Annotated in this window: 16 protein-coding genes, 15 tRNA genes and 2 riboswitches; all 31 genes read left to right on the top strand. The window is 55.7% G+C overall.

Features of this window, described 5'->3' with window-relative positions; all coding sequences use genetic code 11:
- Positions 1-42: 42 nt before the first annotated feature.
- The 31 genes from ACFSO0_RS01225 (at position 43) to ACFSO0_RS01075 (ending at position 22627) form a co-directional block, all read left to right on the top strand.
- Positions 43-118 (top strand) — tRNA-Asn (locus ACFSO0_RS01225).
- 5 nt (positions 119-123) lie between these two features.
- Positions 124-214 (top strand) — tRNA-Ser (locus ACFSO0_RS01220).
- A gap of 26 nt (positions 215-240) precedes the next feature.
- A tRNA-Met gene (locus tag ACFSO0_RS01215) sits at positions 241-317 on the top strand.
- A gap of 9 nt (positions 318-326) precedes the next feature.
- Positions 327-411, top strand: a tRNA-Leu gene (locus ACFSO0_RS01210).
- 18 nt (positions 412-429) lie between these two features.
- A tRNA-Glu gene (locus ACFSO0_RS01205) sits at positions 430-506 on the top strand.
- Positions 507-510: 4 nt separating this feature from the next.
- Positions 511-586: transfer RNA gene (locus ACFSO0_RS01200), tRNA-Val, on the top strand.
- 69 nt (positions 587-655) lie between these two features.
- Positions 656-732, top strand: a tRNA-Met gene (locus ACFSO0_RS01195).
- A 90-nt stretch (positions 733-822) separates the two neighbouring features.
- A tRNA-Asp gene (locus ACFSO0_RS01190) sits at positions 823-899 on the top strand.
- Positions 900-993: 94 nt separating this feature from the next.
- Positions 994-1069 (top strand) — tRNA-Phe (locus tag ACFSO0_RS01185).
- A 12-nt stretch (positions 1070-1081) separates the two neighbouring features.
- A tRNA-Thr gene (locus ACFSO0_RS01180) sits at positions 1082-1157 on the top strand.
- A 7-nt stretch (positions 1158-1164) separates the two neighbouring features.
- Positions 1165-1239 (top strand) — tRNA-Gln (locus ACFSO0_RS01175).
- Between the two features lie 4 nt (positions 1240-1243).
- Positions 1244-1319: transfer RNA gene (locus ACFSO0_RS01170), tRNA-Lys, on the top strand.
- A 70-nt stretch (positions 1320-1389) separates the two neighbouring features.
- Positions 1390-1471 (top strand) — tRNA-Leu (locus tag ACFSO0_RS01165).
- 51 nt (positions 1472-1522) lie between these two features.
- Positions 1523-1598 (top strand) — tRNA-Gly (locus ACFSO0_RS01160).
- 26 nt (positions 1599-1624) lie between these two features.
- Positions 1625-1701 (top strand) — tRNA-Arg (locus ACFSO0_RS01155).
- Between the two features lie 718 nt (positions 1702-2419).
- Positions 2420-3373 (top strand): AAA family ATPase, encoded by a 954-nt coding sequence (locus ACFSO0_RS01150; protein WP_376875109.1) that lies wholly within the window; start codon positions 2420-2422, stop codon positions 3371-3373.
- Positions 3374-3387: 14 nt separating this feature from the next.
- Positions 3388-4593 (top strand): DUF58 domain-containing protein, encoded by a 1206-nt coding sequence (locus ACFSO0_RS01145; RefSeq protein WP_376875106.1) that lies wholly within the window; start codon positions 3388-3390, stop codon positions 4591-4593.
- Between the two features lie 6 nt (positions 4594-4599).
- The gene (locus tag ACFSO0_RS01140) at positions 4600-6834 is read left to right on the top strand and encodes a DUF4129 domain-containing transglutaminase family protein (RefSeq protein ID WP_376875131.1); all 2235 of its coding nucleotides are present in this window, start codon (positions 4600-4602) and stop codon (positions 6832-6834) included.
- 20 nt (positions 6835-6854) lie between these two features.
- Positions 6855-6957, top strand: a riboswitch (purine riboswitch).
- A 206-nt stretch (positions 6958-7163) separates the two neighbouring features.
- Positions 7164-8702, top strand: coding sequence for a glutamine-hydrolyzing GMP synthase (gene guaA, locus ACFSO0_RS01135; protein ID WP_376875103.1), 1539 nt, complete (start codon positions 7164-7166; stop codon positions 8700-8702).
- Between the two features lie 153 nt (positions 8703-8855).
- Positions 8856-8957: riboswitch (purine riboswitch) on the top strand.
- Between the two features lie 116 nt (positions 8958-9073).
- Complete coding sequence (locus tag ACFSO0_RS01130) at positions 9074-10447, top strand: NCS2 family permease (RefSeq protein WP_376875100.1); 1374 nt, start codon at positions 9074-9076, stop codon at positions 10445-10447.
- Positions 10448-10590: 143 nt separating this feature from the next.
- The gene (locus ACFSO0_RS01125) at positions 10591-12138 is read left to right on the top strand and encodes a M1 family metallopeptidase (protein WP_376875097.1); all 1548 of its coding nucleotides are present in this window, start codon (positions 10591-10593) and stop codon (positions 12136-12138) included.
- A gap of 21 nt (positions 12139-12159) precedes the next feature.
- Complete coding sequence (locus ACFSO0_RS01120) at positions 12160-13698, top strand: M1 family metallopeptidase (protein ID WP_376875094.1); 1539 nt, start codon at positions 12160-12162, stop codon at positions 13696-13698.
- Positions 13699-13874: 176 nt separating this feature from the next.
- On the top strand, positions 13875-14363 hold the full coding sequence (gene purE / locus ACFSO0_RS01115; RefSeq protein WP_376875091.1) for a 5-(carboxyamino)imidazole ribonucleotide mutase: 489 nt from the start codon (positions 13875-13877) through the stop codon (positions 14361-14363).
- Entirely contained in the window at positions 14360-15523 is a 1164-nt protein-coding gene (gene purK, locus ACFSO0_RS01110; RefSeq protein ID WP_376875088.1) for a 5-(carboxyamino)imidazole ribonucleotide synthase, read from the top strand. Before purE ends, purK begins: the two co-directional genes overlap by 4 nt.
- Positions 15520-16815, top strand: coding sequence for an adenylosuccinate lyase (purB, locus tag ACFSO0_RS01105; protein WP_376875085.1), 1296 nt, complete (start codon positions 15520-15522; stop codon positions 16813-16815). The genes purK and purB overlap by 4 nt, the downstream gene beginning before the upstream one ends.
- Before the next feature lie 366 nt (positions 16816-17181).
- Positions 17182-17367: a hypothetical protein gene (locus ACFSO0_RS01100; protein ID WP_376875082.1), complete on the top strand. Its 186-nt coding sequence runs from the start codon at positions 17182-17184 to the stop codon at positions 17365-17367.
- A gap of 260 nt (positions 17368-17627) precedes the next feature.
- Complete coding sequence (locus tag ACFSO0_RS01095) at positions 17628-18143, top strand: RNA polymerase sigma factor (RefSeq protein ID WP_376875079.1); 516 nt, start codon at positions 17628-17630, stop codon at positions 18141-18143.
- Between the two features lie 75 nt (positions 18144-18218).
- The gene (locus ACFSO0_RS01090) at positions 18219-18917 is read left to right on the top strand and encodes a response regulator transcription factor (RefSeq protein ID WP_376875076.1); all 699 of its coding nucleotides are present in this window, start codon (positions 18219-18221) and stop codon (positions 18915-18917) included.
- Entirely contained in the window at positions 18914-19930 is a 1017-nt protein-coding gene (locus tag ACFSO0_RS01085; RefSeq protein WP_376875073.1) for a sensor histidine kinase, read from the top strand. Before ACFSO0_RS01090 ends, ACFSO0_RS01085 begins: the two co-directional genes overlap by 4 nt.
- A gap of 65 nt (positions 19931-19995) precedes the next feature.
- Positions 19996-20766, top strand: coding sequence for an ABC transporter ATP-binding protein (locus ACFSO0_RS01080; RefSeq protein WP_376875070.1), 771 nt, complete (start codon positions 19996-19998; stop codon positions 20764-20766).
- Positions 20741-22627, top strand: a complete 1887-nt coding sequence (locus ACFSO0_RS01075) for an FtsX-like permease family protein (RefSeq protein ID WP_376875067.1) — start codon at positions 20741-20743, stop codon at positions 22625-22627. Before ACFSO0_RS01080 ends, ACFSO0_RS01075 begins: the two co-directional genes overlap by 26 nt.
- The last annotated feature ends 82 nt before the right edge of the window (positions 22628-22709 follow it).

Raw genomic sequence — 22709 nt, 5'->3', positions numbered from 1 at the left:
AAGCATGCAGATCCAGTTTTGAAGGTGCGAATCCTTCATTATTCCTCGGTAGCTCAGTTGGTAGAGCAATCGGCTGTTAACCGATCGGTCGGCGGTTCGAGTCCGTCCCGAGGAGCCATATACGGAGAGTTACCCAAGAGGCCGAAGGGGACGGTTTGCTAAACCGTTAGTATGCGCAAGCGTAGCGAGGGTTCGAATCCCTCACTCTCCGCCATATGTTTTTTAAGCTCATAGAATTTTGGCGGTGTAGCTCAGCTGGTTAGAGCGTTCGGTTCATACCCGAAAGGTCGGGGGTTCGATTCCCTCCGCCGCTACCAACCTGAGTTGCGGTCGTGGTGGAATTGGCAGACACACCATCTTGAGGGGGTGGCGGGGCGACCCGTGCGAGTTCGAGTCTCGCCGACCGCACCATATTGAATAACATGTCTTGGCCCGTTGGTGAAGCGGTTTAACACAGCAGCCTTTCACGCTGTCATACAGGGGTTCGAATCCCCTACGGGTCACCATGATGGAGGCTTAGCTCAGCTGGGAGAGCATCTGCCTTACAAGCAGAGGGTCGGCGGTTCGATCCCGTCAGCCTCCACCACTTTATTGTACGACGAAAAATGCAGCGTCTTGTTGCGACGTCGACATTCGACCGTGTAAGGTCACTCGTCGCGGGATGGAGCAGCTCGGTAGCTCGTCGGGCTCATAACCCGAAGGTCGCAGGTTCAAATCCTGCTCCCGCAACCAAATTTTCCTTTTTGTAATGCCTGGATTCCATAACGGGGCTACATATAATGGGAAGAACTTGCAGGAAGAAACGAAACCTGCTTTGCAAGTGGAGCTGTGGTGAAGTTGGAGTTCACGCCGGTCTGTCACACCGGAGGTCGCGGGTTCGAGTCCCGTCAGCTCCGCCATTTCTAAAGTAGTACGGGCCTCTCACCCGTTAATAGCTTTACTTTGGACGGGAATCAGAGAGGAAAAAATGGCAATGAATAAAGCATAAACTATGGCTCGGTAGCTCAGTCGGTAGAGCAGAGGACTGAAAATCCTCGTGTCGGCGGTTCGATTCCGTCCCGAGCCACCACTTTTGTAGCGTGCCGGTATAGCTCAATTGGTAGAGCACCTGACTTGTAATCAGGGGGTTGTGGGTTCAAGTCCTATTGCCGGCACCACTCTTGTTGGGGTATAGCCAAGCGGTAAGGCAACGGACTTTGACTCCGTCATTCCTAGGTTCAAATCCTAGTACCCCAGCCATTGTGAGCCATTAGCTCAGTTGGTAGAGCATCTGACTTTTAATCAGAGGGTCGAAGGTTCGAGTCCTTCATGGCTCACCAGTCTTTTCAACCGAATATGATGGAAGTAGCACGGTAGAGATATCGTCGCCTTTTCTGTTTTATGTACCGTGCGGGTGTGGCGGAATGGCAGACGCACCAGATTTAGGTTCTGGCGGGCAACCGTGGGGGTTCAAGTCCCTTCACCCGCACCATGATGGAACAGAGAGGGTTTGCAGCCAGAGTAGCCCTTTAATATTGGCCATGCGGACGTAGCTCAATTGGTAGAGCGTCGCCTTGCCAAGGCGAAGGTCGCGGGTTCGAGACCCGTCGTCCGCTCCATAATGCAACTTTGCTTCATCATACGTGTGCCCTTAGCTCAGCTGGATAGAGCGTTTGACTACGAATCAAAAGGTCGGGAGTTCGAATCTCTCAGGGCACGCCATTCTTTCATAAGAAATCAAAGAGTAGGAAAACCTCCTACTCTTTTTTGTACAGGTTTGCCTTTTTTGTACGTGTAGGATAAGTGATGCCGTTACGATCAGCTATGTTTTTTGGGGGCTATGCCTTTTTCTGAGGCTATGCGTTTTTCAGATCGCATGAAGGTTGGATCAGCAATGTTTTTTGGCAAACCTTTTTCAGGAACAAGGAAGGACAAAGAAAGAACAGACCCCCTCGATTCCTCTGACAGATCTGGCTACCTAATTTCGTGAGCGTCTAATTTTACAAATTTTAAGTATTTTTTCCTTGTAACTACCAATCGCATCTATTACTTTAGGAGTAAGATGCACTACAAAGGGGAAGCAGCATCAAGGAGTAAGAAGCACCAAAGGCAAGGAGTAAGAGGCATCAAAGTGTAAGAAGTAGCAAAAAGCACCAAAGTGCAAGAAGAAGCATCAAAGTATAAGAAGTAGCAAGAAACACCAGAGTGCAAGAAACATCTAAATATTAGGAAGTAGCAAAAAAACACCAAAGCGCAAGATACATCAAAGTATTAGAAGGCGCAAAAAGTGCAAGAAGTAGCCAGCATCCAATAGCATCAGAGAGCAAGAGGCACCAAAAGGCAAGGTGCTCACAGTCCCATCATACAGAGGTTCAAAGCGCGTAGGAGTGGCTGTTACAAACCTGATTAAAGAATCCAATGAAACAGGAGTTGTATCAACATGAACCCAATCAAAGTGGAAAATACGCATCCTGCTGTAGCCAAGCTCATTGACAATATACAAAAAGTATTGATTGGCAAGCGTTCGGTGATTGAATTGATGGTGTCTGCCGTTTTGGCGAATGGACACGTGCTCTTGGAGGATGTGCCTGGAGTTGGGAAGACCATGCTCGTACGTGCATTGGCCAAATCGATTGGCGGAGAATTCAAGCGGATTCAGTTTACGCCTGACCTGCTGCCGACGGATGTCACCGGGGTAGCGATCTTCAACCAAAAGAGTCTGGAGTTTGAATTTCGGAAAGGTCCGTTGTTTGCCAACGTCATTTTGGCGGATGAGATCAACCGGACGTCGCCGAAGACGCAGTCGTCCTTGCTGGAGGCGATGGAAGAGCGGTCGGTCACGGTTGACGGAGTGACGTATCGGCTGGCGGACCCGTTCTTCGTCATGGCGACGCAAAACCCGTTGGAGTACGAGGGGACATTCCCGTTGCCGGAAGCACAGCTGGACCGTTTTCTCATGCAACTGAGCCTGGGATACCCGAGCGTAGAAGAAGAAGTGCGCATGCTTACCCGCTTCTCGGAGGAGAAGCCGCTGGACCAGCTGGAAGCAGTGCTGACCGTGGAGGAACTGCAGCAGCTGCAAAAGCAGGTAGCGGCAGTCCGCGTGTCGGACGGGGTGAAAGAGTACATCGTGCGGCTGTGTCACCGGACGCGTGACCACCATCACATTTACCTGGGGGTGAGTCCGCGCGGTGCTCTCGCACTGTATCGGGCTGCGCAGGCGCTCGCCTTTGTCCGCGGACGGGATTACGTCATTCCGGACGACGTGAAAGAGCTGGTGCCGGTCACCTTTGCTCACCGGATGATCGTGAAGCCGGAAGCGCGTCTGGAAGGAGCGACCGTTGATCGGGTGCTGACGGTGATCTTGTCGGAAACCCGTGTGCCGGTCAGCTGAGGCGGTGACTGCGGATGAGACAACAACGATGGGGCAAAGTCAAAGTAATCGGGCTCGTTTTGCTCACATACGTATTCGCCAAATTTCAGGGCGGGTTCGCGAGCTGGTTTTTGTTCTATTGCAGCCTGGTCTTTCTAGTCTATGAAGCGCTCGCGTACGCGCTTTTGTTTTCGACTCTGGAAGTCGTTCGCCTGGTCGACCGCAACCGGCTGCGGGACGGGGATGACGTCATCGTGACGATCCGGCTGCGGCGCCGCATCTGGTTTCCGCTGGGCTGGAACATGGTGATGGAGCCGCTGCCAGACAGGCTGGCAGGCGTGTACGAGCCGCATCGCCAGCTGATTTTTCCCTGGTTCAAGCGCGAAGTCGAGTTTCGCTACGTCATCCCGAATTTGCCGCGCGGGTATTATCGCCTGGGGGATTGCGTCGTGAGCGGAGGGGACTTTTTCGGCTTTATGGAAAGGCGGAAAGCTTTCGCCCTCTCCGATGAATTTCTTGTCTATCCTTCGCTTCAGAAGGTGGAGCGCTGGGTTTTGGGAGACGGCAGCTTCAGCGGGAATGTGCACGTGTCTCACCGCCGTTCCGACGATGTGGCGGCCGTGCGCGGTGTGAGGGAATACCAGCGCGGCGACCGGCTCAGCCAGATTCATTGGCGGGCAACGGCGAGAGGGACGGGGCTGAAAACGAAGGAGTTCGAGCATCAGGCGATGAATCAGGCGATGTTTTTTCTGGATGTGGAAAAAGCCAGCTACCAGAAGCTGCCCGATTCTTTGTTTGAGACGGCGGTCAAGCTGACGGCCAGCCTGATTGCCTGCGCCAACCGCAATCAGTACCATTACGGACTCGTCTATAAACAAGCCGAACGGGTCTCCATCGCGCCAGGGCTGTCGCACGGACACTTTTTGACGGTGTTTGACCAGCTGGCCCGCGTCATGCCGCAGGGCACCGACTCCTTTGCGCGGGTCGTGGGACGGGAGGCTTTGGAACAACCGCCAGGCGTGACGCTTATCGTCGTGACGCCGAGCGTGCAAAAGGAGCTGCTGGGACGTTTGATCGCCCTGGCGCAAAAGGGCAGAAGGCTGCAGCTGTTCCTGGTATACGCAGAGCCTGTGCTTTCACCGGAACAAAAAAAGGCTTTGCAGCTGCTTTCGACCGTGAAAGTCTCCTGTACCTCGATTCATATCGATGACAGGGAATGGAAACGAATAGGGGGTGCGTAGGCCATGATGAGCATTTTGAAACGTCCGACGCTGCTGGAGTGGATCTCGGCCCTGCTGTTGTTCCTGATGCTGCGCGAGTGGCTGCTGCCCTTGCAAGAGCTGACGGATACGGGAGTTCTCTGGCCCTTCCTCACGATTGCGGCGGGCGTCCTGGTCATGGACACCCTCGTGCCGTATCGATGGCTGACGCTGCCTGTCAAGCTGCTGGGACTCCTTTTTCTTTTGCACAGCACATTGTTCGACTACCCGCTGTTTGATACGGAGTGGCTCAAGGCGTTGTACGGGCAAATTTTGCGGGACATCCCGCTTGCCCTCCATCAGGATTGGGCTTCGATGTCGCCGGTCTCCCGCAACGCGATGTTCGACCTGGTTCTCATCGTCCTCATGTCGATGATTACGTATCTCGTGCTGGAGCAGCGGCAAGGGCTGTGGTTTGTCGTCTTGACCGAGGTGTATCTGGCTGTCCTCGATACGTTCCTGCCGTACGAAGGAGACGGCGGGATTGTCCGGACCTTGATTTGCGGCTTTTTGCTGCTGGCGGTCAGCCATTTGACCAGCATGACCAGACATGCCAAGCTGGCGGGGAACCGGAGTTGGCTCATGCTGCGGTCCCTCCTCGCGCCGATTGTGGTCATCGGCGTGAGTGTAGGGATTGCCTATACCGCGCCGAAAATGGACGCCAGCTGGCCTGATCCGATCTCCTACTTTACAGGGAAAGAGCAGAGCGGTACAGTCAGCGCCATGAAAAAAGTAGGCTATGACAACAACGATGAGCGGCTCGGCGGTCCTTTTTTGCAGGATGATACGCTCGTGTTCGTGGGCAAGACCAACGAAGAGGCCTACTGGCGCGGCGATGCCAAAGATCTGTACACAGGGGTCGGATGGGAAAAGGGAATCCGCGAATACGAGTCGATCCTCGACCCGGAGAATTACGAATGGAAGGATCAACTGTTTACGGGCTTTGAGACGAAGAAGGTCGAGGCCACGCTCGATTTCAAAGGCCCGCAGCAGTTCGCCACCGTTTTTTACCCGGGACAGCTCAGCAAAGTGAGCAATTACCGCCCGCCGAATGCGACGGTCGTCTACGACAAGATGAACCAGCAGCTGGAAGTGCGGGCAGGCCAGATCAAGCTGCTGCCGACCTCGAAGGAGGACAATCAGCCGCAGATGGGACCCAATACGCTTTTGCTCAAGCTCAATCAGTACCAGGTCGAGGCGGAGGTGCCGATCGTCAGCGAAAAGGCCGTGACCGAAGCCGGTACGCAATACCCGGGCGAGATCCGTCAGCATTATCTGCAACTGCCGACCACGCTGCCGCCGCGCGTCAAGGAGCTGGCGCAATCGATCACCAAGGACGCGAAAACGCCGTACGAAAAAGTGCGCGCAATCGAGAATTACTTGCGCTCCAGCGGAAAATATAAGTATGAAACCAAAGATGTTCCGGTCCCGAAAGAAGGGCAGGACTTCGTCGATCACTTCCTGTTTGACAGCTATCGCGGCTACTGCGACCATTTTTCCACCGCCATGGCCGTCATGCTTCGGTCGATCGACATCCCGACGAGATGGGTAAAAGGCTTTGCGCCGGGCGAGCGTGTCGGGACAGACGAGCAAGGAAATCAAATCATGGAAGTGCGCAACAGGGACGCCCATTCCTGGGTAGAGGTATACTTCCCCAAATACGGATGGGTTCCGTTTGAGGCGACCAGCACGTTCATGTCTCCGGTCCGTTTCAAATACGACCTGCAAACGGCGCAGCCGCAAGTTCCGCTTCCATTGCCAGACATGGAAAACGCGTCGACGCGGGACCGCGGAGACGGACGTCTCAATGAGTTGGAGGAAGGCGACTCGACATCCGGAGGCGGCTTCTCGATTCCTTGGCAGGTAAATGTGGGTATTGTCCTGCTGTTGGTGATCGCAGGCTGTGTGGCATGGAGACGCAGGCAGGAGATCAATGTCTGGTGGCTGCGCAGGCAAATGAAGGGCGAGCGCAGCACCCAGTACGATGTGCGCTACAAGCTGCTGATGCGCATGATGGAGAGTGTCTACACGCGCCGCCGCGAAGGCGAGACGCTGCGGGAGTACGTGGGAAGAATCACGATTCCCGGCGACAAGCGGCAGGATCTGCGCTATTTGACGGAACTGTACGAGCGTGTCGTGTACGGCTGCCGGAGCATGGAGCAAAAGGCGCGTACGGTCGCGGAGCAATTGATGGAACGATTAATCCGTCAACTGAAGCCTTGAACAAAGGTCTTTCATCTGCTAGAATGACGATCAATGAGTCTCGTATAATCATCAGGAATATGGCCTGAAAGTTTCTACCGCTCAACCGTAAATTGGGCGACTACGAGGAGAGCATTTCGGATTTTTGTACATGCAACCGCACAAGTGTACACAAGCTGGGACGCTGCCTCCGTATCAATCGTCGGAGGTGGGGGTCCCGGTTTTTTTGCAAATATGCGACAATTGCGTGTGGCGTATCCGAGAGAAGCGGAACTTGATGGAAACGAGAGCCCGGCAGCGACATCGGCTGGAGCTTGCAAGTCCTGTGCTTTCAGGAGAAGGGGGATAAGATGGACAAGTCATTGGAAATGGTCGTCGTACTGGATTTCGGAGGCCAGTACAATCAACTGATCGCGCGTCGTGTTCGTGATCTGGGGGTTTACAGCGAACTGCTGCCCTACAATACGCCTGTGGAAAAAATCAAGGCGCTGAATCCGAAGGGGATTATTTTCTCGGGCGGGCCTGCCAGCGTGTACGAAGAAGGGGCACCGAAAGTAGATCCGGCTGTCTTTGATCTGGGTGTGCCGGTGTTGGGGATCTGCTACGGCATGCAGCTGATGAGCCATATGCTCGAAGGGAAAGTGGAGCGCGCAGGCAAGCGCGAGTACGGAAAAGCAGAGCTGCGCCTGCAGCAAGCGCACAGCCTGTACGAGAAATGGGATGCAAACGAAATCGTCTGGATGAGCCACTCGGATAAAGTCGTGGAGCTGCCGGCCGGATTCCGTGTCGATGCTGTGTCTGACAGCTGTCCGGTAGCGGCGATCAGCAATCCGGAACGCAAGCTGTACGGGGTTCAATTCCATCCGGAAGTGCGCCACACCGTTAAAGGGACCGAGTTTATCGCCAACTTCCTGTTCAACATTTGCGGCTGCGAAGCGACCTGGAGCATGACGTCTTTCATCGAAGACGAAGTGGTCCGGATTCGGGAAACGGTAGGGAACAAACAAGTGCTGTGCGCGCTGAGCGGCGGGGTGGATTCCTCCGTCGTGGCAGCCTTGATCCACAAAGCAATCGGGGATCAGCTCACGTGCATGTTCGTCGACCACGGCCTGCTGCGCAAGGGCGAGGCAGAGAGCGTCATGGAGACGTTCGGCAACAAGTTCCAGATGAAAGTGATCAAGATCGATGCACGCGAGCGTTTCCTGAGCAAGCTCAAAGGCGTGTCCGATCCGGAGCAAAAACGGAAAATCATCGGCAACGAGTTCATCTACGTGTTTGACGAGGAAGCAGCCAAGCTGACGGACATGGACTTCCTGGCACAAGGGACGTTGTATACGGATATTGTGGAGAGCGGTACGGCGACAGCTCATACGATCAAATCTCACCACAATGTGGGCGGACTGCCGAAAGACATGAAGTTCCAGCTGATCGAGCCGCTGAAAGCATTGTTCAAAGACGAAGTGCGCAAGCTGGGCACTGAGCTGGGCCTGCCGGATGAAATCGTATGGCGCCAGCCTTTCCCAGGTCCTGGATTGGGCATTCGCGTTTTGGGCGAGGTTACCGAAGAAAAGCTGCACATCGTTCGGGAATCGGATGCGATCTTGCGTGAGGAAATCGCCAAAGCCGGTCTTGACCGCGACATCTGGCAATACTTCACTGCACTGCCGAACATGACGACTGTCGGGGTCATGGGGGACGTGCGCACCTATTCCTACACCGTAGGGATTCGCGCCGTAACCTCGATTGACGGGATGACGGCAGACTGGGCGCGCATTCCTTGGGACGTGCTCGAGAAAATTTCCACCCGGATCGTAAACGAAGTCGAAAACGTCAACCGCATCGTTTACGACGTGACTTCCAAGCCGCCGGCAACGATCGAGTGGGAATAGGGCAGGTTCGCGCGGGAACAGAGCGGCAAAAAACGAAAATTGCGTGCGCAAATAGAACAAATCATTAAATTCCGGATGTTATACTGTAGTTAAAAATTAATGTTCGTATTTTCGTTGACATTCCATATGTCACCTGATACACTTCTGAATGTGAACAGGTAATGTAAGAAGGTTCGTATATTCTTGAGAATATGGCTCAAGAGTTTCTACGAGGTCACCGTGAACGACCTGGCTACGAACAAAATGTCAACGGGATGCGTTAATGTTATTATTATCGAAATTGTTCCCGGAATGTTTTGTAAAGGCCAGGCGTGTAGAGGTACGCCTCGGCCTTTTTTGTTGCCATAACGACATTTTGGGGGGAAATATCGGTGCGCAAGTATTTCGAGTTTGACAAACTAGGCACCAACTACCGACGCGAAATCATCGCGGGGATTACCACATTTTTGGCAATGGCGTACATTTTGGCTGTGAATCCGTTCATGCTCAGCGGTGCTGATCTGCCGCCGGATCTGAAAGCAAACTATCCTGAATTCGGTGCGGTATTTACCGCGACCGGGCTGGCTGCAGCGATCGGAACTTTGCTGATGGCCTTCATCGGTCGTTTGCCGATTGCTCAGGCGCCGGGAATGGGCTTGAACGCGTTTTTTACCTATACGGTTGTGCTGACCATGCAAATTCCTTGGCAGCAAGCACTGGCAGGTGTTTTTCTCTCGTGTACGATTTTCCTCATCCTGTCCCTGACAGGTGTACGTGAGGCGATTATCAATGCGATTCCGAAGGGTTTGAAATTCGCGGTATCCGCAGGTATCGGCCTGTTTATCGCCTTTATCGGGCTGAAGAACGCAGGGATTGTCGTAGCGAACGACGCGACTTTTGTAGCACTGGGTCATTTTACTTTTTATCATGAAGGCATGAAGCCAGAAGAAATTTTGGCTGCAAAAAATGCACTGCTCGCTGTATTTGGTCTGATTGTGACTGTTGTCCTGATGGTCCGCAAAGTAAACGCGGCGATTTTCATCGGGATGGTCGTAACGGCAGTGGTCGGGATGATTTTCGGACTGGTCAGTCTGCCAGACAAAGTCGTCTCCGCTCCGCCGAGCCTGGCTCCGACATTCGGCGCCGCGTTCCAATACCTTGGTGACTTTTCCGCTCTCTTTAGCGTGAAGATGCTGATTGTGGTACTGACCTTCCTGTTCGTAGACTTCTTCGATGCGACAGGTACACTGCTGGGTGTTGCCAGCCAGGCAGGACTGCTGAAAGACGGCAAGCTCCCTCGTCCGGGCAGCGCGTTCTCGTCCGATGCGATCGCAGGGATGGCGGGTGCCATTCTCGGTACGTCCACCACGACTGCTTACATCGAGTCGACAGCAGGTGTTGCGGCAGGCGGACGCTCCGGCTTTTCGGCGCTGGTCACGGGTGTTCTGTTCATCCTGGCGCTGTTCTTCTCGCCGATTCTGGCGATCGTGACACCGGCTGTTACCGCTCCGGCTTTGATTATCGTAGGGGTGCTGATGGCGTCCCATATCACGCAGGTGGCATGGAATGAGCTGGACGAAGCGTTCCCGGCATTCCTGACGATCCTGATGATGCCGCTGACGTACAGCATCGCAACGGGTCTTGCTTCCGGCTTTATCGTGTACCCGATCGTGAAAGTGATGAAAGGGAAAGCGCGCGAGGTGCATCCGGCTATGTACGTGTTGTTCTTCGTCTTCCTGGCTTACTTCATCTGGCTGCGCGAGTAGAAATGAGTAAAATGACGGCTTCCTTCTGTATGAGGGAAGCCGTTTTTGATTGCTCGGACAGGCGTGGCGAGCATCGCGCATTCCTTCAACAGGTAGTCTTTTATTTCCTGTTCCGGTACGATAGGAGAAAAGGGGGAGTCGGCATGAAAAACTGGCTGGCCGTGCTGGGTATTGCCTTTTTGGCCTGGTCCCTCGCGATTCCGGCGGCTGCCGATGAGCAAAAGCAGCCGCTGTCTCGGGAGACGCTGTACAAAGCCGATGTGCGCATCGATCCGCAGAAGCGGCAGGTTGCGGGCAGTGTGGAGATTCGCTTCTGGCCCAAGGATGCAGAGAGAGCGTATGTGCATCTGTATCCGCTCGCGTTCACGGAGGAGCACAAAAGCGTTCTGTGGGACGAACTTTTAGGCAAAGATGTGGAACCGGGAACGTATGATAATACCAGAATCGCGGTCGAGGGGAAGCAGGCAGCGGCAAAACGGATCGGCGACGTGATCGAAGTGCCGCTCGCCCAGACGGAAGGGATGCCAGCAGGCGAGACGGAGCCGGTACGCCTGCAGCTGGATTTTTCGATGACCCTCCCCCGCAATGACGGCAGAATGTCTTACGATGACCACGCCATGTGGCTGGGCAACTGGCTGCCGATTCTCGCGGTGCGGGACCAGCAGGGGTGGCATCTCGATCCGTATGAGCCGATCGGGGACCCTTTTTTCAGTGAAACGGCAAACTACGAGGTGAACGTCACGCTGCCAGATTCGTATCAGCTGGCCAGTACGGCGACCGACCATGCAGCCATCGTCGACAGTACGGTGCACGGGCAAAAGACGTATCGCCTGCAGGCCGGAAATGTCCGTGACTTTGCCCTGGTCGTGATGGACGCCACCTATCATGTGCTGGAGACAAAGGCAGGCAATACCGTAGTCAGGACGTGGTACCGGGAAAAGGACTCTCTGGATCAGGCGAAGGGCAATCACCTCGCCGCTGTCCAGTCCCTCCGCTATTTCGGCAGCCAGTTCGGGACGTATCCGTACACGGAATACGATGTCGTCCGCACTGGAGGGAGCATCAACGGCATGGAATACCCGTCCATCGTGTTTCTGGACGGCCGCCACTTCCAGCCAGGGGGTGGAAGCTACGGAGTCGTTACGACCGTACACGAGACGGCGCATCAGTGGTTCTATTCGCTGGTCGGCAACAATCAGGTCGATGACGCCTGGCTGGATGAAGGCTTTGCGGAATACGCGACGCTCGCCTTTTTGGCGGAGAGCTACCCTGATCTGGCAGAAAGTCGCGTCCTGCTTCGCCAAAAGCGCGGTATGGACACGCAGGAGTACGTCCAGGAGCACTTGCGGCCGTGGCAGGCGCTGCACGCGTTTCCGGACAATCAGAGCTACAGCGATCTCGTCTACTCGCGGACTTCGGCGATGCTGTGGGCGCTGCGGGAAGCGTGGGGCGAGGAGCGCCTGCACGATGCGCTGCGGCAGTATGTAAGCACCAATCGCTATGGCATCGCCAGCGGTTCTGCCTGGAAAGCGCTCCTGGCGGATACGGCCGGGGAGGATGCGGGAGCGTTTCTCGATTACTGGATCAATCTGGATGTGACGAAGAAGGAAGAGGCGGCGGCATGGCTGGAGCGGCAGCGTTTCTGGCGGAGCCGCAGCGGACAAAGGACGGAAGAAATGGCAGAGAAGTAACCTGAAGGCAGGGGATCGCCAATGCGGCGAAGAGGGTGGACCTGCAGCCTGTTGATTGCAGGGGTGTTGATCGTTGTTCTGTGGGCAAAAGCATGGGCGAGGCAGATGGGGACGGACGAGGCAGAGACGCTGCTGCCTGGTCAAATCCCTGTCGCCGCTTCGTATCGCGCGGATGTGCGGGTGGATATGAAGGCCCACACAGTGACGGGCGTGTTAGCCGTCCGTTTTGTTTCCCAGGATGACAAGGCGTATTTTCATGTATACCCGAACGTTTTTCAGGCCAAATCCGATTTGCGCGGAGCAAACTGGGAGCACATCCTTGGGAAGCAGCGGGAGCCGGGGGGCGTGCATATTTCGGAGGTGCGCGTCGACGGGCAAAGCGTGCCGGTGCGGCTTATGGGGAGCGAAGATACGCTCTTGCAGGTGCCGCTGACCGGCAAGATGGCGGGGCAACTTGCGGAAGTGCAAATGCGTTTTGCCCTGCAGGTTCCCTATAACAATGGCAGGCTGTCTTACAACGATCACGCCATGTGGCTGGGCAACTGGCTCCCGATCCTGGCAGTCAAGGACAAAGACGGCTGGAGGCTGGACCCGTACACCGCGGTCGGCGATCCTTTTTACAGCGAGATGGCGAACTATCATCTGCGCGTCCAACTGGAGGACGGCTACCAGCTCGCGTCGAGCGGAATCGAGAGCGTCGCCGCGGTGACCCAGACCCGTCCGAAGCGGCAGACCATCTATGAGATCGACGCCTGGAATGTTCGGGATTTTGCTCTCGTCATCATGGACGACTCGTATCGCCAGCAGACGGGGACAGTCGGGGATGTCGTGGTCCGCACCTGGTCGCAGGAGGGCGACGATCCGGCAGCCGCAAGCCGTTTGCATCAGGCGGCGATGCAGTCGCTCCAGTATTATGGCAGGCAATTTGGGCGGTATCCGTATAAGGAGTACGACGTGGTCAAGACTGGCGGCTTTTTCGGAGGGATGGAGTACCCGAGCATCGTCTTTATCCAGGACGAATGCTTCAGCAGAAGCGATGCGGTGGCAGAGGCGATCGTCGCCCACGAGACGGCTCACCAGTGGTTTTACGGGCTGGTGGGCAACGACGAGGTGCGCGAGGCGTGGCTGGACGAGAGCTTGACCGACTACGCGGCCATGGCCTATTTGCACAGCGTCGATCCAGAGCGTGCCAAAAGCTATATCAATCTGCGCCTTGGGCAGGCAGAGGCGGCGCAGGTGTACGCGGGGCGCGGACTTGCGGTTTGGCAGTCCCTGGATCAATTTCCGAACTGGAAAAGCTATGCAGAACTTGTCTACGGACGCGGCGCCGCCATGTGGTGGACGCTCCGGGAGGCGTGGGGAAGCGAGCGGCTGCATGACCTGCTGCGCAAGTACGTGCAGGAAAACCAGTACAGCCAGGCGAACGGACAGGACGTCCTCGCGCTGCTTTCCCAGGCGGCAAGGGCGGATGCCACTCCTTTTCTCGACTATTGGCTGAAGCTCAGGCTGGATCAGGCAGAGGCGGCTGAAGCGTGGGTGAAGAAAGGTAAACACGAATAATGGCATTAATCTCTTTTCAAAATGTTCGGATGCGAGGTTGACAGGCAAACTTTCTCCCTGCTACACTGGAGTAGTTGAAAGAAATGAGTGCAAATAGCCCAGGCGATGAGTACGGCCGTGCATGCCGTTAGTCGGTTGGGCTTTCTGATGATACTGACGTAGGGGGCGAAGGTGCCATGTCCAAACCGTTGGCAGGCGTCATAATGGGCAGCACGTCTGATTGGGAAACGATGAAGGAAGCGTGCGCGATCCTGGACGAGCTGCAAGTGCCGTATGAAAAGAAAGTGGTGTCTGCACACCGCACACCCGATTTGATGTTCGAGTACGCAGAGAGCGCGAAAAGCCGCGGCCTGGAAGTCATCATTGCCGGAGCGGGCGGGGCTGCTCACCTGCCGGGAATGGTGGCTGCCAAAACCGAGCTGCCTGTCATCGGCGTGCCGGTGAAGTCGTCCAACCTGAACGGACTGGATTCCTTGCTGTCCATCGTGCAAATGCCAGGCGGTGTGCCGGTGGCGACGGTGGCGATCGGCAAGGCAGGCGCGATCAACGCCGGGCTGCTGGCTGCGCAGATTCTGGGGATCAAATATCCGGACATTCAGGAGCGCTTCGTCGCAAGGCGGGATGCAGTCCGCAACAAAGTGCTGGAGGCAAGTGAACTGCAATGACAAACACAACGGACAAGCAGATCAAACCGGGGTCGACCATCGGCATACTGGGCGGCGGTCAGCTGGGACGGATGATCGCCCTCGCTGGACGAGCCATGGGCTATCGCTTCGTGACCATGGACCCGACGGAGGATGCGCCGTGCGGACAGGCGGCGGACCGTCAGATCGTGGCCCATTACGACGATGTGGAAGCGGCCATGGAGCTGGCAGCGCTCAGTGACGTCATTTCCTACGAATTTGAAAATGTGGACGCAAAAGTTGCGGAAGTGCTGGAGAGCCGGGCGTACGTGCCGCAGGGCAGCCGTTTGCTGCGCATCACGCAAAACCGTATCCGGGAAAAGACCGCGATCCGCGACATCGGCATTCCGGTCGCTCCCTTCCGCGTCGTGGCGAGCCTGGAAGAATTGCAGGCGGCTGTGCGCGAGCTGGGCTTGCCTGCGGTCATGAAAACGGCGACGGGCGGCTACGACGGCAAAGGACAATGGGTGCTGCGCAGCGAGTCGGAGCTGGTAGAAGCGTATGAGACGCTCGCCAAGGCAGGCACGGAGCTGATCGTGGAGCAATTCGTGCCGTTTTTGCTGGAGCTGTCGGTCATCGCCGCGCGCAATCCATCCGGCGAGCTGGCTGTCTTTCCGGCGGCGGAAAACGTGCACCAGGACAATATTTTGCACCTGAGCATCGTCCCTGCCCGCGTCAGCGACGACGTCCGTGCCCGTGCGGAAGAAATCGCGCGGACGATCGTGGAAAAGCTCGACGTGATCGGCCTGATCGCCGTCGAGATGTTTTTGACCGCAGACGGACAGCTGTACGTGAACGAGCTGGCTCCGCGCCCGCACAACTCGGGCCATTACACGATGGACGCCTGCGTTACCTCGCAGTTCGAGCAGCATGTGCGGGCGGTGTGCAACCTGCCGTTGGGATCGACACAGTTGCTCTCGCCGGTCGTCATGGTGAATATCTTGGGAGAGCATCTGCAGCCGGTCCTCGACGCGGTCGACCGTCTGCCTGCCTCGGCCAAGCTGCATTTGTACGGCAAAGCAGAAAGCAAAGCGAAGCGGAAAATGGGCCATATCAACGTGCTGGCCCCGACAGTGGAAGAAGCGCTGGCTGCCATTGAACAGCTGCAAATATGGACGAATAAAACGGAGGTACAATCATGATCGAACGTTATTCCCGCCCGGAGATGCGCGCCATCTGGACCGAGCAGAACAAATTTCAGGCATGGCTGGAAGTGGAAATCCTCGCGTGTGAAGCATGGTCCAAGCTGGGCGTCATTCCAGAGGAAGATGTCAAAAAGCTGTGGGACAAAGCTACCTTTGATATCAAACGCATCTACGAAATCGAGGAAGAGACTCGCCATGACGTCGTAGCCTTTACCCGCGCGGTATCGGAAACGCTGGGCGAGGAGAAAAAATGGGTGCACTACGGGCTGACTTCCACGGACGTGGTGGACACGGCGCTGTCTTATTTGCTGCGTCAGGCCAATGAAATCCTGGAAAAAGACATCGAAGACTTCATCGCGATCCTGGCCGACAAAGCCCGCGAGCACAAGGACACCGTTTGCATGGGCCGCACCCACGGCGTTCACGCGGAGCCGACGACCTTTGGCCTGAAGCTGGCTCTCTGGCATGAGGAAATGAAGCGCAACCTCGAGCGCTTCCGCATCGCGAAAAAAGAAGTGGCGTACGGCAAAATCTCCGGCGCAGTCGGCACGTACGCGAACATCGATCCGTTCGTGGAAGCGTACGTGTGCGAAAAGCTGGGCCTCACTCCGGCGCCGATCTCTACCCAAACGCTGCAGCGCGACCGTCACGCGCATTACATGTCGACACTGGCTTTGATCGCTACCTCGCTGGAGAAATTCGCGACCGAAATTCGCGGCCTGCAAAAGAGCGAGATGCGCGAAGTGGAGGAAGCGTTTGCCAAAGGACAAAAAGGCTCTTCTGCCATGCCGCACAAACGCAACCCGATCGGCAGCGAGAACATCACGGGCATGGCCCGCGTCATCCGCGGCTACATGCTGACTTCCTACGAAAACGTGTCGCTCTGGCACGAGCGCGACATCTCCCACTCCTCGGCAGAGCGCATCATTCTGCCGGATGCGACGCAAGCGCTGAACTACATGCTGCGCCGTTTCAGCAACATCGTGAAAAACTTGACGGTCTTCCCCGAAAACATGAAGCGCAACATGGACCGCACTTTTGGCCTGATCTACTCGCAGCACGTCATGCTCAGCCTGATCGAAAAAGGCATGAGCCGCGAGCAGGCGTACGACACCGTGCAGCCGCGCGCGATGCAGGCATGGGCAGAGCAGCGCTCCTTCCGCGAAATCGTGGAAGAAGACCCGACGATCAGCGCTGCGCTGACCAAGGAAGAGCTGGACGAATGCTTCGACTACCGCTACCACCTCAAGCATGTCGATACCATTTTCAAGCGGTTGGGATTGCTGTAGGCGAGCGTGTATAGCAACCTGATATTCTGGACGACAAGTGCCCTCCGGCGGAGAGATCTGCTGGGGGGTTTTTCTGCTAATTCACTGCTAACTTTTGGTAAAATGGAAGCGTGGGCAGAGGGGAGTGTGTAAGTGGCAACTGGGAACATACACCTCCATTCCCCAAGGGGAATTTCGGGATTGCTCGGCAGCTGTACTGTTCAAATGTGATCAGAGCAGCATGATATGCGTAGAAGCAGACGGGCGAACATGGAATGTCCATCAAATCAAAAGTTATGAGGCCGTTATTTATGATGGTATAATGAGCGTACACGGAAATGCTTTAATTTTACGCTTTGTTGAATCAGTGTTAAGGGGGCTGCAGTCATGAGCAACGTTTACGTGCTGAAGAATGGCAAGGTGGAAGCGGCCACGGGATTTATTGAAAAAGATGCGTTGTTGTTTGCGACTCCCAAGAGAAGAATCGATGATTTTGTCAAGCAAAACTGGCAGCAGTTTAAAGCAAACCATGCCAGCATTCTGAAAGCCATTGAAGAATCGAGAAAACAATAGAGCATGAGAGCCGGCGAAAAGTGGCTCTCTTTATTTTTTTTCGAGCATTCCTCACTTTTTCCACAATCCTCACGCTCTCCTGCCAAAACTGCCTGCTACTATATACTTGTCCGGAGTGGGAGCAGCGAAAAGGGATTACGCCAGCATCGCGAAAAACTTACAAAAGTGTAAGGTTCCTGAAAGTTAACTCGATAGTTCCCGCTTCCGATCCCCTTTACAATGAAAGCAACTCATACGGATCATGAAATGGGAGATCGATAATGAATACCGCGCTCGTTTATCCACAATTGACTCATCAGCAAATTTACGAAGAATATTCGGCCAAAATACATCGCTACTTTCGCTATCGCGTCAAAAACATCTGGGACGTGGAGGATTTGACCACGACGGTGTTTATCAAAGTGTACTCCAAGCTGGAGCAGTACGACGGACGCCATCCGTTCGGCGCTTGGATTTTCCGCATCGCGCACAACGCCTTGATCGACTACATGCGCAAGAAGCGGGAATGCCCGGTCGATCAGGAGACCTTTTCCTCGCTGACGGCAGATGATGAACTGCCGGAGGATTGCCTCTTGACGCAGGAGTCAACGGAAGGGTTGTGGGAAAAGGTACATACCTTGACGGTCGACCAGCGCAATGTAATTATGCTGCGTTACCTGGCTGACCTGAAAATGAATGAGATCGCACAGATTCTGGGCAAGACCGAGGCGTCGGTCAAAATCCTGCACTTCCGCGGGATCAAGAAGCTGCAGCAGATGATGAAAGCCCAGGCGTAGGATGGACAACAGGTCCATCCTTTTTTGATATAGTAGAGAATGGACGCCAGTCTGATAGCGAGGGGAGTACAAACCATGTCGACCATTATGATCGTTGAGGACGATCCCAAAATCAATCAATTACTGCAAAGTCAGTTGGAAAAATACGGTTATCATACGGTGAATGTCGAGCAGTTTGACCGCGTCATGGACGTGTTCGTGCGGGCGCGGCCGGATCTGGTTCTGCTCGATGTGAATTTGCCCAAGTTCGACGGCTTTTACTGGTGCCGCCAGATGCGCCAGCAATCGAATTGTCCGATCCTGTTCATCTCTGCCCGGGACAGCAAGATGGATCAGGTCATGGCTCTGGAAAACGGGGCGGACGACTATATCACGAAGCCGTTTGACTACGACGTCGTGCTGGCGAAAATCCGCAGCCAGCTGCGCCGCGCCTACGGCCTGTACGCTCCGCAGGAAGGCGAGCGGACAGTGGAGGTAGCCGGGCTCAAGCTGTTTCTGGAGCGGATGGAACTGACCATGCACGAGCATAAGGTCGAATTGAGCAAAAAGGAAGCGCTGCTGCTGGAAGCGCTGATGAACCAGTACCCGCGCGTCGTCAGCAGGGAGCGGCTGCTGGAAAAGCTGTGGGATGAGCAGTTTGTCGACGAGAATACCTTGAACGTGTACATTACGCGCGTGCGCGGCAAGCTGAAAGATATTGGACTGGAAGGCGCGGTCGAGACCGTACGCGGCTCTGGCTACCGGCTGAAAGCGGTTTGGGAGGACGGGCAATGAAGCTGTTCCTTCGGGATCAATGGGCCTTCGCCATCTTTTTCCTCGTTCAGCTGCTCTTGCTGCTGCTCATCTTCGTGCTGGACGGGTACTGGAACGAATCGTTGATGATCTACGCGGTGTTTCTGTCACTCTTTTTCGCGGGAGCGTTTATGGCCGTGCGCTATTTGACCCACCGGGGGATCTACCAGCGGCTTAGTCAGCCGGTGCAGTCGCTGGAGGAGCTGACGCAGTCGCACGGCAATGCAGCCCTGTGCCGCGCGCTGGATGAGACCTTTCTCGAGCAGTACCGGCTCTACAAGGAGCAGCTGCATGCCTATGAAAACAAGCAGCGGGACTACACGACGTTTATCCAGCAATGGGTGCACCAGATGAAGACCCCGATCTCGGTCATTCACCTGCTGCTGCAGGACGAAGACGACCCGAAGGCAGAGAGCTTGCGGGAGGAGGTCGACCGGATCAAGCGGGGGCTGGAGACGGTTCTGTACATCGCCCGTCTGGACCGGTTCGAGCAAGATTTTCTCGTGGAGCCGGTGACCCTGCACGCCTTGGTGCAAAATGTGCTGGCGGAAAACAAGCGGCTGTTCATCCGCAACCAGGTGTATCCGGAGGTGAAGGTGGACGAGAGGTGGCGGGTAGAGTCGGATGACAAATGGCTGTCGTTCGTGCTGGGCCAGCTGCTCACCAATGCCGTCCGCTATTCGGCGGGGAAAAGCAACAAGGTGACGATTCGCGCCTACGAGCTGGGACCGAATGTCGCACTGGAGGTGCAAGACTACGGGATCGGGATTCCGCCCGAGGACGTCCGGCGCGTGTTTCAGCCCTATTTCACCGGGGAGAACGGCCGCAAATATCCGGAATCAACGGGGATGGGGCTGTATTTGGTCAAAGAAATCTGCGGACGGCTGCATCACGGCGTAGAGCTGGAATCCAAGGCAGGGGTCGGGACGACGGTGCGGATCGTCATGTCTGCTGTGCTCCCTACCTTACAAGATCGTAAGGAAGCTGAAAGTTAATTCGATGGCGGTATCTCGCGTGCTTCCGTATAGTGGGGATGAAAGGGTGGAGGAGGATTAGGCTGATGGACATGTTGCAGGTGAGTAGTCTGAGCAAAATCTACGGCGGCAAGGTTACGTACCGCGCATTGACGGATATAGATTTCACTGTACGTAAAGGGGAGTTCGTCGGGATCATGGGCCCTTCGGGAAGCGGGAAGACGACGCTGCTGAACATGATTTCCACGATCGACACGCCGACCTCGGGAGCGGTTCTGCTGAACGAAACCAACCCGCATCAGTTAAAAAAGGAGAAGCTCGCCCTGTTTCGGCGCAGGGAGCTGGGATTCGTCTTTCAAGATTTCAACTTGCTCGACACGCTGACAATCGGGGAAAATATCGTGCTGCCGTTGACGCTGGAAGGGGAGAGCGTGGCAGTTATCGAGGAGAAGCTGCAGGCGATCGCCGCCAAGCTGGGCATCGAGGACATTTTGGACAAGCGGACGTTCGAGGTGTCGGGCGGACAGCGGCAGCGGACGGCCATCGCCCGGGCGATCATCCATACGCCGTCGCTTTTGCTCGCGGACGAGCCGACGGGAAATCTCGACTCGAAATCGTCGCGCAGCGTGATGGAGACGCTCGCCGCCATCAACCAGTCGGAAAATATGACCATGCTGATGGTCACGCACGACGCTCTGGCTGCGAGCTATTGCCACCGCGTCATTTTTATCAAAGACGGACAGTTGCACAACGAAATGTACCGGGGAGCCAGTCGCCAGGTGTTCTTCCAAAAGATCATTGACGCCCTGTCGTTTTTGGGAGGGAACAACTATGACCTTTCGACAATTCGCGTGTAACAACGTCCTGCGCAACAAACGGACGTACGCCGCCTTCTTTTTGAGCAGCGTCTTTTCCGTCATGATCTTTTTCGTGTACGCCATGTTCATCTACCATCCGGGCATCGACGACGAGGAGATTCACGGATCGGTCGCCACGGGGATGATCGTGGCGGAGTACATCATTTTTTTGTTCGCGTTTTTCTTTTTGTTCTACTGCGTCGGGGCCTTTCTGAAAAAGCGGGAAAAGGAGTTCGGCATCCTGTTCTTGCACGGGATGACGGCGCGGCAGCGAAACCTGCTGATCTTCATGGAGACCATGCTGATCGGCGTCGTCTCGATTCTGTGCGGCATCGGGCTGGGACTCGTCCTCGGCAAGCTGTTCTTTCAGTTCGCCGCATTTTTGCTCGATGTGCAGGCGCTGGCGTTTTACTTTCCCTGGCAGGCGATGGGGTTGACGGTCGTCGCGTTTCTCGTCCTGTTTGCGGCGATTTCGTTCTTTTCGGTGCTTCTGCTGCGCAGCCGAAGCCTGCTGGATTTGCTTCAGGGCAGCCAGCGGCCCAGGCGCGAGCCCACGGCGTCGCTCTTTCTCTCGGTGCTGGCCGCAGGATTGCTGGGCATTGCCTACTTGCTCGCGTTGACGGCAGAAGGGCTGTCCGTCGTCATCCTGCTGCTGCCGGTCACGGTGCTGACCATCGCCGGGACGTATTTGCTCTTTACCCAGCTTAGCGTCTTCGTCATCGGGTATTTGAAGAAAAAGCGGTCCATTTACTGGAGAGGCACCAACCTGATTATTCTGTCCGATCTGGACTACCGGATGAAGGACAACGCCCGGATGTTTTTCCTCGTCTGCATCGTCTCCACTGTCGCCTTTTGTGCCATCGGGACGCTGGCGGCGCTGGCTGGCTCCATCCAGGAGACGGTGATAAAGACGAATCCGTTTGCCTTCGAGTATCAGACAAGCAGGGACAACCCCGAGGAGCAGAGGCATCTCGCCCTGATCGAAAACAGCCTGCTGCAGGGCGGATTTTCCTTTGAGAAGCACCAGGCGACTATGCGGATATTGCCGCAGGAGGTCAACGGAGAAAAGATCGGGGTCGTCAAGCTGACAGACTACAACCAGTTTGCCATCGCGGCGAATACGCGGCAACTGGAGCTGAAGGAAAATGAGGCGTTCCTCGTCGTCCGCTGGTTTGGCGACTCCGTAGAGAGCAAGGTGCTGGACGTCGGTCAGAACAGCCTGACCGTCAAGACGGATACGAAGATCAACCCGCTACTCACCGGCCTCGCCTTCGAGCGGCTGGCCGTCATTCCCGACCGCGTCTACGACCGGCTGCAGGGCCTGAATGAAGAGGTCCGCTACGGCTATGTCGTGCCGAGGTGGAAGGACACGCAGGCGATCAGCATCAGCCTGCAGGAGAAAATCGAGCACTACGGCGGCCACTACTATTTCTCGGCCCGCGCGCCTGTTTACCACTCGATGAAGCAGGCGGCGAATACGGCTTTGTTCATCGGGCTGTTCGTCGGCGTCCTGTTTTTCGTGGCAGCAGCCAGCTTCCTGTACTTCCGGCTGTACACCGACCTGGAAAACGACCGCAGACAGTACGGGGCGATTGCGAAAATTGGACTGTCAGACAGGGAATTGTCCCGAATCGTGACCATCCAGATCGCCCTGCTGTTTTTCGTGCCGATCACCGTGGCAATCATTCACAGCTCGGTAGCGTTCGTCTCCCTGCAAAGCCTGCTGAAGATCATGCTCATCGCGTCCGTCTTCAAACCGACGGCCATCGTCCTGCTCAGCTTTGTGCTCGTTCAGGCCATCTACTTCTGGATCATCCGCAATCGCTATTTGTTCCACCTCAAGCGCACGATGGCGCGATGATGGCGGCCGTGATATTGGACCTCGCGGGAAAGGCGTTTTTGCAGCCGACCCGACGAGGTCTTTTCATGGAGGAGGGCGAACA

This window comes from Brevibacillus sp. GCM10020057 (assembly GCF_042683565.1).
Lineage (GTDB): Bacteria > Bacillota > Bacilli > Brevibacillales > Brevibacillaceae > Brevibacillus.
The sequence above is the reverse complement of the archived record's forward strand: the minus strand, read 5'-3'. Positions and strand labels throughout refer to the sequence as shown.